The organism is Aeromonas sobria (assembly GCF_050266975.1).
Classification (GTDB): Bacteria; Pseudomonadota; Gammaproteobacteria; order Enterobacterales; family Aeromonadaceae; genus Aeromonas; species Aeromonas sobria_B.
In genome coordinates this window covers 85,838-99,170 of sequence record NZ_JBKISU010000016.1, presented here as the reverse complement: position 1 = coordinate 99,170, position 13,333 = coordinate 85,838, and the positions used below count along the sequence as shown (strand labels likewise).

General features: G+C 65.8%; 13 protein-coding genes and 1 pseudogene. 7 read left to right on the top strand and 7 right to left on the bottom strand.

The window, feature by feature from the left end; translation table 11 throughout:
* The coding region (locus ACLHZ1_RS11165; protein ID WP_427262146.1) for a hypothetical protein at nucleotides 1-220 on the top strand (220 nt) is incomplete at its 5' end.
* Between the two features lie 177 nt (nucleotides 221-397).
* Here ACLHZ1_RS11165 and ACLHZ1_RS11160 read toward each other — a convergent pair.
* The 3 genes from ACLHZ1_RS11160 to ACLHZ1_RS11150 all read right to left on the bottom strand — a co-directional run bounded on the left by ACLHZ1_RS11160 (nucleotide 398) and on the right by ACLHZ1_RS11150 (nucleotide 2,433).
* Nucleotides 398-1,444 (bottom strand): NAD(P)H-dependent flavin oxidoreductase, encoded by a 1,047-nt coding sequence (locus tag ACLHZ1_RS11160; RefSeq protein ID WP_427262145.1) that lies wholly within the window; start codon nucleotides 1,442-1,444, stop codon nucleotides 398-400.
* Nucleotides 1,441-1,722, bottom strand: coding sequence for a helix-hairpin-helix domain-containing protein (locus ACLHZ1_RS11155; RefSeq protein ID WP_427262144.1), 282 nt, complete (start codon nucleotides 1,720-1,722; stop codon nucleotides 1,441-1,443). Before ACLHZ1_RS11155 ends, ACLHZ1_RS11160 begins: the two co-directional genes overlap by 4 nt.
* 69 nt (nucleotides 1,723-1,791) lie before the next feature.
* Nucleotides 1,792-2,433 carry a ribonuclease T2 family protein gene (locus ACLHZ1_RS11150; RefSeq protein WP_427262143.1) on the bottom strand — a complete coding sequence of 214 codons (642 nt, stop codon included), beginning with the start codon at nucleotides 2,431-2,433 and terminating at the stop codon, nucleotides 1,792-1,794.
* Between the two features lie 228 nt (nucleotides 2,434-2,661).
* Here ACLHZ1_RS11150 and ACLHZ1_RS11145 point away from each other — a divergent pair, with 228 nt between their 5' ends.
* From ACLHZ1_RS11145 to ACLHZ1_RS11135, 3 genes are all read left to right on the top strand, one after another.
* Entirely contained in the window at nucleotides 2,662-3,222 is a 561-nt protein-coding gene (locus tag ACLHZ1_RS11145) for a carbonate dehydratase (RefSeq protein WP_427262142.1), read from the top strand.
* Between the two features lie 145 nt (nucleotides 3,223-3,367).
* Nucleotides 3,368-3,661 carry a hypothetical protein gene (locus ACLHZ1_RS11140; protein WP_427262141.1) on the top strand — a complete coding sequence of 98 codons (294 nt, stop codon included), beginning with the start codon at nucleotides 3,368-3,370 and terminating at the stop codon, nucleotides 3,659-3,661.
* A gap of 1 nt (nucleotide 3,662) precedes the next feature.
* Nucleotides 3,663-4,103 carry a DUF6515 family protein gene (locus tag ACLHZ1_RS11135; RefSeq protein WP_427262140.1) on the top strand — a complete coding sequence of 147 codons (441 nt, stop codon included), beginning with the start codon at nucleotides 3,663-3,665 and terminating at the stop codon, nucleotides 4,101-4,103.
* Nucleotides 4,104-4,172: 69 nt separating this feature from the next.
* Here the strand turns inward: ACLHZ1_RS11135 and ACLHZ1_RS11130 are convergent, their stop codons facing one another.
* Both ACLHZ1_RS11130 and ACLHZ1_RS11125 read right to left on the bottom strand, forming a co-directional pair.
* The gene (locus ACLHZ1_RS11130) at nucleotides 4,173-5,480 is read right to left on the bottom strand and encodes an ATP-binding protein (RefSeq protein WP_427262139.1); all 1,308 of its coding nucleotides are present in this window, start codon (nucleotides 5,478-5,480) and stop codon (nucleotides 4,173-4,175) included.
* Entirely contained in the window at nucleotides 5,477-6,157 is a 681-nt protein-coding gene (locus ACLHZ1_RS11125) for a response regulator transcription factor (protein ID WP_427262138.1), read from the bottom strand. The genes ACLHZ1_RS11130 and ACLHZ1_RS11125 overlap by 4 nt, the downstream gene beginning before the upstream one ends.
* A 148-nt stretch (nucleotides 6,158-6,305) precedes the next feature.
* On the opposite strand from ACLHZ1_RS11125, the gene ACLHZ1_RS11120 reads away from it, so the two are divergent.
* Both ACLHZ1_RS11120 and ACLHZ1_RS11115 read left to right on the top strand, forming a co-directional pair.
* Nucleotides 6,306-7,466 (top strand): efflux RND transporter periplasmic adaptor subunit, encoded by a 1,161-nt coding sequence (locus ACLHZ1_RS11120; RefSeq protein ID WP_427262136.1) that lies wholly within the window; start codon nucleotides 6,306-6,308, stop codon nucleotides 7,464-7,466.
* Between the two features lie 2 nt (nucleotides 7,467-7,468).
* On the top strand, nucleotides 7,469-9,415 hold the full coding sequence (locus ACLHZ1_RS11115) for a MacB family efflux pump subunit (RefSeq protein ID WP_427262135.1): 1,947 nt from the start codon (nucleotides 7,469-7,471) through the stop codon (nucleotides 9,413-9,415).
* Between the two features lie 206 nt (nucleotides 9,416-9,621).
* Here ACLHZ1_RS11115 and ACLHZ1_RS11110 read toward each other — a convergent pair whose 3' ends face one another.
* Together ACLHZ1_RS11110 and ACLHZ1_RS11105 are read right to left on the bottom strand one after the other, a co-directional pair.
* Nucleotides 9,622-11,517, bottom strand: a complete 1,896-nt coding sequence (locus ACLHZ1_RS11110; RefSeq protein ID WP_427262134.1) for a PhoX family protein — start codon at nucleotides 11,515-11,517, stop codon at nucleotides 9,622-9,624.
* A gap of 187 nt (nucleotides 11,518-11,704) precedes the next feature.
* Nucleotides 11,705-11,812, bottom strand: a pseudogene (locus tag ACLHZ1_RS11105) (DNA-directed RNA polymerase subunit delta); the annotation flags it as partial.
* A gap of 202 nt (nucleotides 11,813-12,014) precedes the next feature.
* Between ACLHZ1_RS11105 and ACLHZ1_RS11100 the strand changes: the two are divergent.
* The gene (locus ACLHZ1_RS11100) at nucleotides 12,015-13,268 is read left to right on the top strand and encodes a DEAD/DEAH box helicase (protein WP_427262133.1); all 1,254 of its coding nucleotides are present in this window, start codon (nucleotides 12,015-12,017) and stop codon (nucleotides 13,266-13,268) included.
* Nucleotides 13,269-13,333 lie beyond the last annotated feature (65 nt).

Sequence of the window (13,333 nt, the reverse complement as noted above, 5' to 3'; positions counted from 1 at the left end):
CCACACAGATTGCTTGATTCAAATTGTTAAAGAGCGACGCAGCTTTTGGCTGCTGCGGGAGTGGCATTCTACTCAACCGCCTTCTCGAGTCAAGCCCTATTTTCAAAGGCTTTTCGAGGTTATCGACCGGGTTGTTTGCGTTGCCGCTGCCCTGTCGATGGAGGCGCATTATAGAGAGATTGATCGCGCTGGCAAGGGGCTAACTGCAATAAAACTGTAAAAATCGGCATTTATTTAGTTATTCATAACCAAGCACAGCTTTTATACAAACTTATCCACAGAAACACCGTAAAACGGCTCGATTGCCATGAACCAGAGACCGTTTTCCCCGGTGCCTTCCTGGTTAATCATGGCGGCGAGCCCCCCTCGCCAATATCTCTCGTATATAAAGAAGGGATCACCTCAGCCCCGCCTCTGTGACCCAGAGGGCGATCAATTCGGCGGCTGGCAGGGAGCGACAACCCGAGACATTCTGCCCGGCCCAGAGCGGCGAGAAGCCGCAGTCCCCCCTCTTTTCAGCGGCGGCTCGCAACGGTGCCAATGCACGGCTGGCATGGGGAAAGGCCGGGGCCACCTCCGAGAAGGGGCCAAGCTCGCACATCAAGCGGTTCACTATGCCTCTGGCAGGACGGCCACTGAACAGATTGGTCAAGGCCGTATGCTGGCCATGGGTCCCCTGGATGGCGGCGCGGTGCAAGGGCGAGGTCGTCGCCTCGGAACAGCAGAGAAAGGCCGTTCCCATCTGCACGGCGCTCGCCCCCAGAGCCAGGGCGGCCAGTATTCCCTTGCCATCGACTATGCCTCCGGCGGCGATGAACGGCAGGTCTACCGCCGCCACTATCTGGGGCAAGAGCGTAAAGGTTCCCTGCTGCAGCGCGAGATCTTCGCTCAGGAAATGGCCACGGTGGCCACCGGCCTCCAGCCCTTGGGCGATGATGGCATCGGCGCCATGGTGCGCCAGCCACTGGGCCTCAGCCACAGTGGTGGCGCTGGCAAACACCTTGGCCCCCGTGGCTTTCACCCTGGCAAGCAGTTCGGGGACCGGCAGGCCGAAATGGAAGCTGACCACGGCGGGTTTGAACTCGGCCAGGACGGCGGCATGCTCGTCATTGAAGGGGGCACGACCGGGCGCCGTCGTCGTGACATCGGCGTCCACCCCGAACTCGGCATAATAGGGTGCAAGCACCCCTCGCCAGCGGCGCTCCTCGGCCGGTTCAGGCTCACTCTGTCGATGGCAGAAAAAGTTGATGTTGAAAGACCCCGGACCACTGGCCGCCAGTTGCTCCAGCGCCTTGCGCAGCTCGGCCGGGCCGAGCATGGCCGCCGGCAAGGATCCCAGGGCGCCCGCCCCGGTCGCCGCCATGGCCAGCTCGGTGCCCTGCACGCCGGCCATGGGCGCCTGGATGAGGGGGTAGCGCATCCCCAGCTCGGTGAACAGACTCATGTTGCGAGCGCCTCACCGGTCGACCCAGGATGGCGCTGGCTGCGGGCCAGCGCTATGGTGCCGTCGATGGCGTCTCGGGCCTGGGGACTGTTCTGCCGGCAGGTGGCGCCCAGCATGCTGGCCACCAGCCAGGCTATGTGGCCGGTATCCACCTGCGCCAGCTCACCCAGGGTGTGATGCCCCAGCTGTTCGAGCCGTCCGATCACGGTGGGCCCCACCCCTTTCACCCCGAGCCGCAGGCTGCGCTCCCGTGGCGAAAACAGTTTCACGTCTGTCATTGCATGACTCCTTTGCGATGGCGGTCTTTGCACAAGGCCCGCCATGAGTCCGATCGACATAAAGAGGGGTCAACGCACACTGCGCAGCAGGAAATCCGGCTGGCCGCAGGAGCGGCGCTCCCGTCTTTGCATCTCGTCCGGGCAGGGGATGGCCTCTGTCCCTGCCTTGTTGAAACAGATGTAAATCTCCCGCAGGAAGCGCCCCCCGTCGGTGCAGGCCACAGTGATGCTATCGGGGGCCAGCCAGTTGTTGGCCGCAGCCAGGTCCGCCTTGAGCTGGAAGCGGCTCTTGCGCAGCGGCTGCGGCGGCGCCTGGTAAGCGGCCGGGATCTGCACCCTCTGGCGCAGCTCGCTGGCCAGCTGATGGAATGCAGGTTGGCTGAGGCCGGAGCAGGTGCCGTGTTTGCGCCACTCGTGGCGATAGAGGAAGCGGCTGGGGTAGAGCCCGGGGAAATCACGCTCCACGCCGCCCACGAGCCGCTCGGTGCCGCACTCCGACGGATAGCCCTTCAGGTATTGCGGCCAGAGTCCGTGCAACACAAAGCCCAGCTGGCGGCTGCACTGCTCCCGATCGGCCGGCTTGATGGCGCAGTGCTCCGGCGACCAGGAGAGCGCCAGGGCGTAATAGTCAAAATCCCCCGCTTGCCCCTTGCCCTGCGCGGCCTGGGCCCACAACAGGGTGCCCATCAGCAACACCATGATCCGCTTCATCGTTCCACCTCCATCACTACTTCTGCCCCCTGCTGGCGAGGGGGCCCGGCGCCAGGGTCCCATGCTCCCATACAAGGGAGTCAAAGAACAACCATGTGAAACGCCCTGGCCGGGGAAGGGTCAGACCAGTAAAGGGTTTCCCCGCCCGGATCTGAGGCGTAAGCTGACTCTCCGGCGAGCCTCTGCGTCCCGCCATTTTCCCCGGTTTCATCAGCAACAGGACATGACATGATCCGCAAGAACCCCTCAGGTCACCTGCCCGTGATCGACGAGTCCGCCTACATCGACAAGACCGCCATCATCTGCGGCAAGGTGATCATCAAGGAGAATGTGTTTGTCGGCCCCTACGCCGTGATCCGCGCCGACGAGGTGGACGAGCGCGGTGACATGGAGCCCATCGTCATCGGCGCCAACTCCAACATTCAGGACGGCGTGGTGATCCACTCCAAGTCCGGCGCCGCCGTCACCATAGGCGAGTACAGCTCCATCGCCCACCGCAGCATAGTGCACGGGCCCTGCGAAGTGGGTAACCGGGTCTTCATCGGCTTCAACAGCGTGCTGTTCAACTGCCACATAGGCGAAGGATCCGTGGTGCGCCACAACTCGGTGATCGACGGCTGCGATCTGCCGCCGGGCTTCTATGTGCCCTCCACCACCCGCATCAACCAGCAGAGCGATCTGGCCCAGATCCCCCGCGTCACCGTGGATGCCACCGAGTTCTCCGAGGACGTGGCCCACACCAACATCGATCTGGTCAAGGGCTACAAGGCGCTCTCCAACGAGTTCTGACGCCTGCGAAGACGATGAGCAACAAGGGGCGCCACGGCGCCCCTTGTCACGACTGTCAAGGCGGTGAAAAGAGGGTGTAAAGGTGATTGAGCCCGGCGCGCGAGTCGCGTCTGATGAGATCACTTTCCAAGCTGGAGTCATCACAATGCTACGCCACTCACTCACTCTCGCCCTGTTGCTCGGTGCCACCCTTGCCCACGCAGGCGATATGCCGCCCCCCATGCCAGGTCACTCAGGGGGCCAGATGCCCATGCCCCCTGCCGCGCTCTATCAGGCCAGCAAGCAGAGCACGGACCCCCAGGCCACGGCCCAGGAACTGTTCAAGAGCATCCCCGCAGCCGAGGCCAACACCCGCTATGAGGTCATGGTCAGCGTCCGCGAGTTGCCGCCACGCCCCCTCAAGCGTCAGCCCGCCACAGCGCCGCTCAAGGGAGAGTGAGATGAAGATGCCTCACGGCGCCCTGTGGGCTCTGGCCCTGACCATCGCCCTCCCCGCCCTCGCGGGCCCGGGTGAAATGGGCAGGCAGGGTGGTGCGCCGGGGCGGGAGATGCCGACTGCCGCCCCCCGGCATGGCCACTACGCGGGCCCCTGGTCCGCCCCGGCCCCCGGACACAGGATCAGCGCACTGCCCAGGGGGGCCGAGACCATGCTGCTGGCCGGGCTCACCTACTATGTGCTCGGCGGCATCTTCTACCAGCAGCAGGAGAACCACTATGTGGTGGTGACGCCACCGGCCCGGGTGCAGACGGTGACGCCGGATGCGGGGCTCACTCCCCTGGATCTGGATGGTCGCCGCTACTACGTCGGGGAGGGTCACTACTACCAGCGGGAGATCGACGGCAGCTACATCGAAGTGCCGCCCCCCGCCGCGCTGCGCTGATGCACAAGCGAGCAGAGGGCGCTCTTGCCCGGGTCATCCCGCCGCAGAGGGCATCTCGTGGGACGGCCTTCAGATCGACCCGGACTGCCCCAGGCAAGGCAGGGTGATGGTCACCCGCAAGCCCCCCTGCGACCGGTTGCGTGCCACTATGCTGCCCCCCTGCAGGGTCACCGCCTTGTGGGCGATGGCGAGCCCTAGCCCGTACCCCTTGCCCGCCCTGGCCGAGCCGATCCGCACGAAGGGGTCGAAGATGCAGGCCAGCTTGCCCTCTTCCACCCCGGGCCCCTGATCGGCGATCGCCAACTGCACCTCATGACCCAACCGGGTCAGCTGGACGCTGACCCGCTGCCCCGGCTGGGAGAAGCGCAGGGCATTGCGCACCACGTTCTCGACGGCGCGACGCACCAGCTCGGCATGGCCCAGCAAGAGGCACTCCTCCCCCTGATCCTGGGTCAGCTCGATCTGCACCCCGGATTGCTGGGCCTCGAACCTGGCATCCTGGAGCACGGTTTCCACCAGCGCCAGCAGATCGTAATGACTTGGCTCCAGGCCATGGCCCTGCTGGGCCCGGGAGAGGGTCAGCAACTCCCCTATCATCTTGTCCATCCGCTCCGTCTCGAGACGGATCCGCGCCAGGGAGTCGCTCACCTTGTCCGGGCTCTGCTCCGCCAGGCCGATGGCCATCTGGATGCGGGCCAGGGGAGATCTCAGCTCGTGGGAGACGTCATGGAGCAGCTGCTCCCGGCCATCCACCAACTGCTGCAACCGCTCCACCATGAGGTCGAAGTCCCGCGCCACCGCGGTCAGTTCATCCCGTCGCCAGCGCAGGGCGGGCAGGAGCCGCACCCCGAGATCGCCCCTGGCCACCAGGCCGAAACTGTGGCGCAGGGCGTTCATCGGCCGGGTCAGGTGCCAGGCAAACAGTATGCTGAACAGCAGGCCGCCCACCCCGCCAATCCACAGCATGGGGGGAGGAATGTTGAGCCAGGAGAGGGGGCCGGGCTCGGGCCCCCCGGGCAGCAAGCCCGGGTCGGGGCGGGCACGCAGCAGATAGGCCTGCCCGTCCGCCGCCGTGACGATCCGCGCCAGGGTCCCGGGATCCTGCGCCTCATCCCGATGGCCGAGGGCCGCCATCTGTACCAGGGGCGGCGTCCCGGCCGGCATGGCGTCAATCAAGGCCGTTGCGGCCTGGATGCCTCCCTGGACCAACATGGCTTCGACCATGTCCAGATGCTGCGCGGCCAGTTGGTGGGCGAGGCGCTCCTCGGGGCGCTCACGCTCTGCGCGAAAGCCTAACCAGAGCAACTGGCTCACCACCACTATGGTCAGCCAGAAGCCCAGCAGTATCTTCCAGAACAGCCGCCCCTTGAGGATCATTGGATCTTGTACCCTATGCTGCGGATGGTCTCTATGGTGATGGCGGAGCCCACCTTGTGCTGCAACTTCTGTCGCAGGTTGCAGATGTGGACATCGACGCTGCGATCGTAGGCCTCACGGGGACGCCCGACCCCCTGCAAGGAGAGGGTATCCTTGGTGACCACCTGCTCAGGGGTGCGCAGCAGCAGCACCAGCATGTTGAATTCGGTGGCGGTCAGCTCCACGGCCTCCCCCTGCCACAGGCAGACGCGGTTGGCCTGACTGACCGTCAGGCCGCCCAGGGTGAGGGCCTCTGGCGCGGACGCCACGGCGCCGACCTCATTGACCCGCCGCAACACGGCCCGCAGCCGGGCCACCAGCTCCCTGGGGTAGCAGGGCTTGGCCACATAGTCATCGGCCCCCATCTCCAGCCCCACCACCCGATCCACGTTGTCCCCCTTGGCGGTCAGCATGATGATCGGCAGGCGGCTGCGCTGACGCACCTGGCGCAGCACCTCGGTACCGCCCAGATCGGGCAGCATCACGTCCAGCACCAGGGCATGGTAACGACCGGACAGCGCCTGGCGTACCCCCTCCTTCCCGGTCAGCACCTGGGTGGTCTCAAACCCCTCTCCCCCCAGGTATTCACTCAACATGGCGCCCAGTTCGGCATCATCATCCACCAGCAGGATCTTCATATCTTCTCTCCCTCATTGACGGCCATTCTCGCCGCTTCCCCCGCCCCTGACAGCCATTTTTACGAAACCCTTACGCTTGACACAGAGAGCCTTAACCCGACTCCGGGGTAGAGTGCCGTCGTTATTGTCATTCAGGATACAGCTTGTCATGCCCACGCTCTCCCCCCGTCTGTTCTGGCTGTTGCCGCTTTGCGCCCTCGCCTTGCTGCTCCTGGCCTGGCGCCCCCTGGCCCAGGCCCCCGCCAACGACTTCATCACCGCCACCGCCGAGACCCGGGATCTGGAGCAGTTGGTGTTGGCGGATGGCACCCTGAAGGCGCGCAAACAGGTGAGCGTGGGCGCCCAGGTGTCTGGCCAGATCAAGAGGCTGCACGTCGCCCTGGGGCAGGAGGTCAAGCAGGGGGATCTGCTGGTCGAGATCGACGACCTGACCCAACAGAATGCCCTCAAGGATGCCCAGGCCCAGCGTGACAACCTCCAGGCCCAGCTCGACGCCAAGGAGGCCACGCTGCGCAACGCCCGCCTGGTCTACCAGCGCCAGCAGCAGATCCTCGCTAGGGGGCTCGGCAGCACGGCCGACCATGACAGCGCCAAGGCGACGCTGGACGAGACCCTGGCCGACATCCGGGCCCTCTCGGCCCAGCGGGTGCAGGCCGAGATAGCGGTGGACACCGCCGGAGTCAACCTGGGCTATACCCGGATCCTGGCCCCCCTGGCCGGCACTGTGGTGGCCCTGCCGGTGGAGGAGGGGCAGACCCTCAACGCCAGCCAGAGCACCCCCACCCTGCTCAAGATTGCCCAGCTCGACACCATGACGGTGGAGGCCCAGATCTCCGAGGCCGACGTCATCAACACCCGGGTCGGCATGCCGGTCTACTTCACCATTCTTGGCAACAACCAGCGCCGCTTCGAAGGCGTGCTGCGGGCCATAGAGCCCGCCCCCGACTCCATCAATGATGATGACACCACCAGCAGCAGCGACAGCAGTGCCATCTACTACAACGGCCTGTTCGAGGTCCCCAATCAGGATGGCCAGCTCAGGATCAGCATGACCGCCCAGGTCTACCTGGTGGCAGCCCGGCTCAAACAGGTGCTGGTGATCCCGGCCATCGCCCTGCAGGGGGACCAGGTGCGGGTGGTCGATGATGGGGGCAAGGTCAGCCTGCGCCGGGTCAAGGTCGGCCTGAACAACAAGGTGGATGCCCAGATCCTGGAGGGGCTGAGCGCCGGCGATCGGGTGATCGTCAGCGAGATGAGCGCAAGCCAAGGCACAGCCGCGGGGAGCATGCCCCCCCCCATGGGGATGTGACCATGGGCGCCTTGTTGCAGTTGCGCGGTATCGGCCGCCGGTTCGGAGAAGGGGAGCGTGCCGTCACCGTACTCGACGGTATCGATCTGGAGATAGCCAGGGGGGAGATGCTGGCCATCGTCGGCGCCTCCGGTTCGGGCAAATCGACCCTGATGAATCTGCTTGGCTGCCTGGATCAGCCGAGCGAGGGGGCCTATCTGGTGGCGGGGCGCGACACCGCCACCCTCAGCCGGGATGAACTGGCGGCGTTGCGACGGGAGCACTTTGGCTTCATCTTCCAGCGTTATCACCTGCTGGCGGATCTCGATGCCCGGGCCAACGTGGAGGTGCCCGCCCTCTACGCCGGCATGGATCCGGCCGAGCGCCGTCTGCGGGCCGAGACCCTGCTGACCCGATTCGGCCTGGCCAGCCGGCTCGACCACAAGCCGAGCCAGCTCTCCGGCGGCCAGCAGCAGAGGGTCAGCATCGCCCGCGCCCTCATCAACGGCGGCGAGGTGATCCTGGCCGACGAACCGACCGGGGCCCTCGACAGCCAGAGCGGCGACGAGGTGATGAACAGCCTCAAGGCCCTGCATCGCCAGGGCCATACCCTGGTGATCGTCACCCACGACATGGAGATCGCCCGCCACGCCGAGCGGATCATCGAGCTCAAGGATGGCCGGGTAATCGCCGATCGGCGCACTGGCCCTGAGGGAACTCAGTCCCCGCCAGCCCTCCCCCCGCCGCCCCCCGCCAGCGGACACGCCCGCCCCCTGGAGGGGCTCGGCAACGCCCTGCACATGGCGCTGCGGGCCATGGTCGCCCAGCGGCTGCGCACCTTTCTCACCATGCTCGGCATCATCATAGGCATCGCCTCGGTCGTGACCGTGGTGGCCCTCGGCCAGGGCTCCCAGCAGCGGGTACTGGAGAACATCAACGCCATGGGCACCAGCACATTGGAGGTGTTCCCTGGTCGTGGCTTCGGCGATATGCGCTCCGCCACCATACAGACCCTGAGGATCGGGGATGCCGAGGCCATCGCCCGGCTGGGCTATGTGCACAGCGTCACCCCCAGCCTCAGCACCAGCGCCACCTTGCGCCTTGGCAGCACCGCCGTTACCGGCACCATCAACGGGGTCGGCGCCCAGTTCTTCCAGGTCAGGGGTTATCGCCTGGCCCAGGGGATGGGCTTCGATCGCCAGAGCGAGGAGAGCCTGGCCCAGGAGGTGGTGATCGACGAGAACACCCGGGACAAGCTGTTCGCCCCGACCCAGTCTCCCCTCGGCCAGGTGATACTGCTGGGCAACCTGCCCTGCCGGGTGATAGGGGTCGCCATCAAGAGCCAGAGCGGCTTTGGCAGCGACGAGACCCTCAACGTCTGGATCCCCTATACCACCGCCATGAGCCGCATGCTGGGGCAGAGCCATCTGCGCAGCATCAGCGTGCGCATCCAGGACGAGGTGAGTCTGAGCACCGCCCAGGATGGCATCAGCCGCCTGCTCACCCTGCGCCACGGCAGCCAGGATTTCTTCCTGCTGAACACGGATACCATACGCCAGACCATGAGCCAGACCAGCGCCACCCTGACCATGCTGGTCTCCATGATCGCCCTCATCTCCCTGATCGTCGGGGGAATAGGGGTGATGAACATCATGCTGGTCTCGGTCACCGAACGCACCCGGGAGATAGGGGTACGGATGGCGGTCGGCGCCAGGACTCGCGACATACTGCAACAGTTTCTGATCGAAGCCGTGCTGGTCTGCCTACTGGGGGGCGTGCTCGGCATCGCCCTCTCCCTGCTGCTGGGCCAGCTGTTCGACCACTTCAGCAGCAGTTTCAAGATGAGCTACTCCCTCCCCGCCATGGGGGTGGCCTGCCTCTGTGCCAGCCTGATCGGGGTGATCTTCGGTTTCGCACCGGCCCGCCGCGCCGCCAGCATGGATCCCATTCATGCCTTGGAACGCGAGTAACCACCATAAACGCCATTCATCATGCATTGGAGCGCGAGTAACCCCTGAGGGAGCACAACCTGAACGCCCGCATATCTTCCCAATCTGCGGGTTTTTGACCGGGCCCTGTGCCCGGTCTTTTTTATTTTCCGGTCTGAGCCAGGCCTATGACAGAGCCGCCCGAAGGCGGCTCTTTTCATTGCAGGCAAGGCGGTTATCTGTGGCCATCAGGCCCCTATGATACCGCCATCGTCCCGGGTGATGCGCAGCACGGCGGAGCGGGGAATGCTGGTGCCGCCGCCCGGGAAGTGGGAGGGGGCCAGCTCTTCACCCGGGTGCTGCACCCCGACGAACATAGTGCGCCAGTCCGGGCTGAAGGTGAGCCCCGTGATCTCGCAGGCAATGGGGCCGGTCAGGAAGCGGCGCACCTCGCCGCTGGCGGGATCCGCGCACAGCATCTGGTTGTTGCCCATGCCGGCGAACTGCTTCTCGTTGGAGTAGTCGCCGTCGGTCTGGATCCAGAGCCGCCCCGCCTCGTCGAAGCCGATGCCGTCCGGGCTGTTGAACATGTTGTCCGGATGGATGTTGGCACTGCCCGCCATCAGCCCCTCTTTGTGCACGCCGGGGTTGCCCGCCAGCAGGAAGAGATCCCACTCGAAGCGGTCGCTGCCGTGATCGCCTCCGGCCGGGCGCCAGCGGATGATCTGGCCATAGGGGTTCTCGGCCCTGGGGTTGGCGCCGTCCAGGGGCTGGTTATCCTTGAGGCCGCGGTTCTTGTTGTTGGTCAGGGTGCAATAGACCTCGCCGCGGTGCGGGTGCACGGCCACCCACTCGGGCCTGTCCATGGTGGTGGCGCCGAGCCGGGTCGCCGCCTCCCGGGCGAAGATGAGCACCTCCCCCTGATCGGCGAAGCCGTTCTCCGGGGTCAGGCCGTGCTGGCCGTGTACCAGGGGCAGCCACTGGCCTGTGCCCTTGAGCTCCCCCTCCCTGGCCTCGAAGCGGGCCACATAGAGGGTGCCCTCGTCCAGCAGATCCCGGTTGGCGGTATCATTGCCCGCCACCACCTTGTTCTTGGAGACGAAGCGGTAGATGTGTTCGCCCCGCTCGTCATCGCCGAGGTAGACCACGGCGCGGCCATCCTGGTTGATGGTGAAGGCCGCATTCTCGTGCTTGAAGCGGCCAAGGGCGGTGCGCTTCTTCGGGGTGGAGGCGGGATCGCGCGGATCGATTTCCACCACCCAGCCGAAGCGGTGCGGCTCGTTGGGGTGCCTGGCGAGATCGAAGCGCTCGTCAAACCGGTGCCAGCCAAAACCCGCATCCTCAGCCGCCAGGCCGTAGCGGGCGGCCCGCTTGTCCAGCTCCGGCTTGCCCTCGCTGCCGAAGTAGCCGTTGAAGTTCTCCTCGCAGGTGAGGTAGGTGCCCCAGGGAGTCTGGCCGTTGGCGCAGTTGTTGAAGGTGCCAAGAGCCGTGCGCCCCTCGGGGTCGGCCTGGGTCTTGAGCAGGGCATGACCCGCCGCCGGGCCGCTCAATGTCATGGGGGTGGTGGCGGTGATGCGACGGTTGAGGGCCCCCTTGGGGTTGGCCTGCCACTTGCCATCGATGCGCGCCAGCTCCACCAGGGAGACGCCATGGGCCGCCTGGGCCTTGGCGACGGCGCCGGCATCGAGCGCCTTGCCGCCATCGGCAAACAGGTATTCGTAGTTGGTGTATTCGTTGTTGACGGCGAGCAGGGCGCGATCCTGACCCAGGGGGAAGAAGCTCATGCCGTCGTTGTTGTCGCCAAACTGGCGGCTCTGGGCCTTGGCGTCATTGCTCTGGGCGAAGGCAGGGGCATCGGGGAACAGGGCATCTCCCCAGGCGATCAGCACCTCGGCCTTGTAGCCGGGCGGCACCACTATGGTGTCGGCCACCGAGGCGGGCACGGCCTGGAAGCCGAGCAAGGGCTGGGTGGCGGCGGCCACGGCGCGGGCCACCGGGCTCGCGGCAAAAAAAGCCACCATGCTGGCGGCGCCCACCCCCTTCAAGAAGCCACGGCGGCTGAGGCCGGCCTCGATCAGGCGGTTGAACTCAGGCTCCTGCTCGCGGGGATGGTTGGCACTGTCTCTCTCGTCAAAACGGCTCATCTGCTTTTCCTTGTTATCTGCACTTGTCTGGTTTGCCACTCACTGCGTCCGGCCACAGCATGGCAACAATTCGTTAAACAATGATGACAAATGGAGCCTGACAGCGGGCGAGACCGTCATGTGGCCAGAGTCGCGGGACGAGCCTGGATGGCAGAGACCAAGGGCGGCGGGGCATGCCGCCAACCCATGACAAGGGGCGGTGGGCACCGGATTGCACCTGGTGTCTGGCGGCGAAGCTCTCCATGTTCAGGGCCACCGACACCTGCAGCAGGCTGTTGAGGTAGACCAGCGGCTGTGTTCATCCCATGCGGCCCCCGTCAGGAGGCGGGACTCGCCATTCCCGTTGATCGGATCCCCCGAGACTCGGGAAGTCGGCCGACTCGGGGGGAGACCCATGCTCCCCCGTCTTCTGCCGATCCCCCTCTATCTGTTACCATCCCGGCCACGCTGATTTTCTGTCGCCGCCGCAGGCCGCGATGCCCCCATACTGGTGCCCTATGTCCATTGCCTCCTTCGCCGAACTGGCCCTCTCCCCCCGCTTGCAGCAGACCTTGCGCGAGCTGGGTTACGCCGCGCCCACCCCGGTGCAGGCCGGCGCCATCCCCCTGATCCTCGCGGGACGGGATCTGATGGCGGGCGCCCAGACCGGCACCGGCAAGACCGCCGCCTTCGTGCTGCCGCTGCTGGAGCTGTTGCTCAACCAACCGGCGAGCGAGACCCCCCGCCCCATTCGCGCCCTGGTGCTGGTGCCGACCCGCGAGCTGGCGGTGCAGGTTGCCGAGAGCGTGGCGCGCTACGGGCAGGGCACGAGCCTCACCAGCGCCCTGGTCTACGGCGGGGTCAGCATCGCCGCGCAAGTCGAGGCGCTTCAAGCCGGGGTGGACTTGCTGATCGCCACCCCGGGCCGATTGCTCGATCACCTGCGCCAGGGGGCGCTCAGCCTGAGCCAGCTGCGTCATCTGGTGTTCGACGAGGCGGACCGCATGCTCGACATGGGCTTTATGGACGAGATCACCGCGCTGCTGAAGCAAATACCGGCGCAGCGCCAGACCCTGCTGTTTTCGGCCACCTGCGATGACAACCTCTTTGCCTTGAGTCGCGTGCTCTTGCGCGACCCGGCGCTGATCGAAGTAGCACCGCGCAACACCACGGCGGCCGAGGTGGAGCAGCGGGTCTATGCAGTGGACAGCGATCGCAAGCTGGCACTGGTCGAACACATGCTGAAGGTGAAAGGCTGGGCACCGGCGCTGATCTTCAGCCGCACCCGCCAGGGGGCCGACAAACTGGCCCAGCAGCTCGGCAAGGCGGGCATCAATGCGCTCGCCTTCCACGGGGATCTCTCCCAAGGCGCCCGCGAAAACGTGCTGCTGGCGTTTCGCGCCGGCACCCTGCAGGCCCTGGTGGCCACCGACGTGGCGGCCCGCGGCCTCGACATCAGCGATCTCAACCATGTGATCAATCTGGAGTTTCCCCATCAGCCCGAGGATTACGTCCACCGCATCGGGCGCACCGGCCGCGCCGGCAACAAGGGGCTCGCCATCACCCTGTTCAGCCCGGAGGATGCGCCGCTGCTGGAGAAGGTGGAAGCCGTGCTCGACACCCGGCTGCCCCAGCAGTGGTTCCCCGGCTTTGAGCCGGATCTGACCCGCTTCGACCCCGAACCGCGCCGCAGCGGCAAGGGCGCCCAGAAGCAGAAGGCCAGAAAGCAGGCCCTCGCGGCTGGCAGCAAGGGGCCCTCCCGCAAGCGGTAAGTGAGTGAAAACCGGGTGGCCTGAGAATGTGGGGGACGGGCGCCACCAGGGAGGCATTCAGCCTC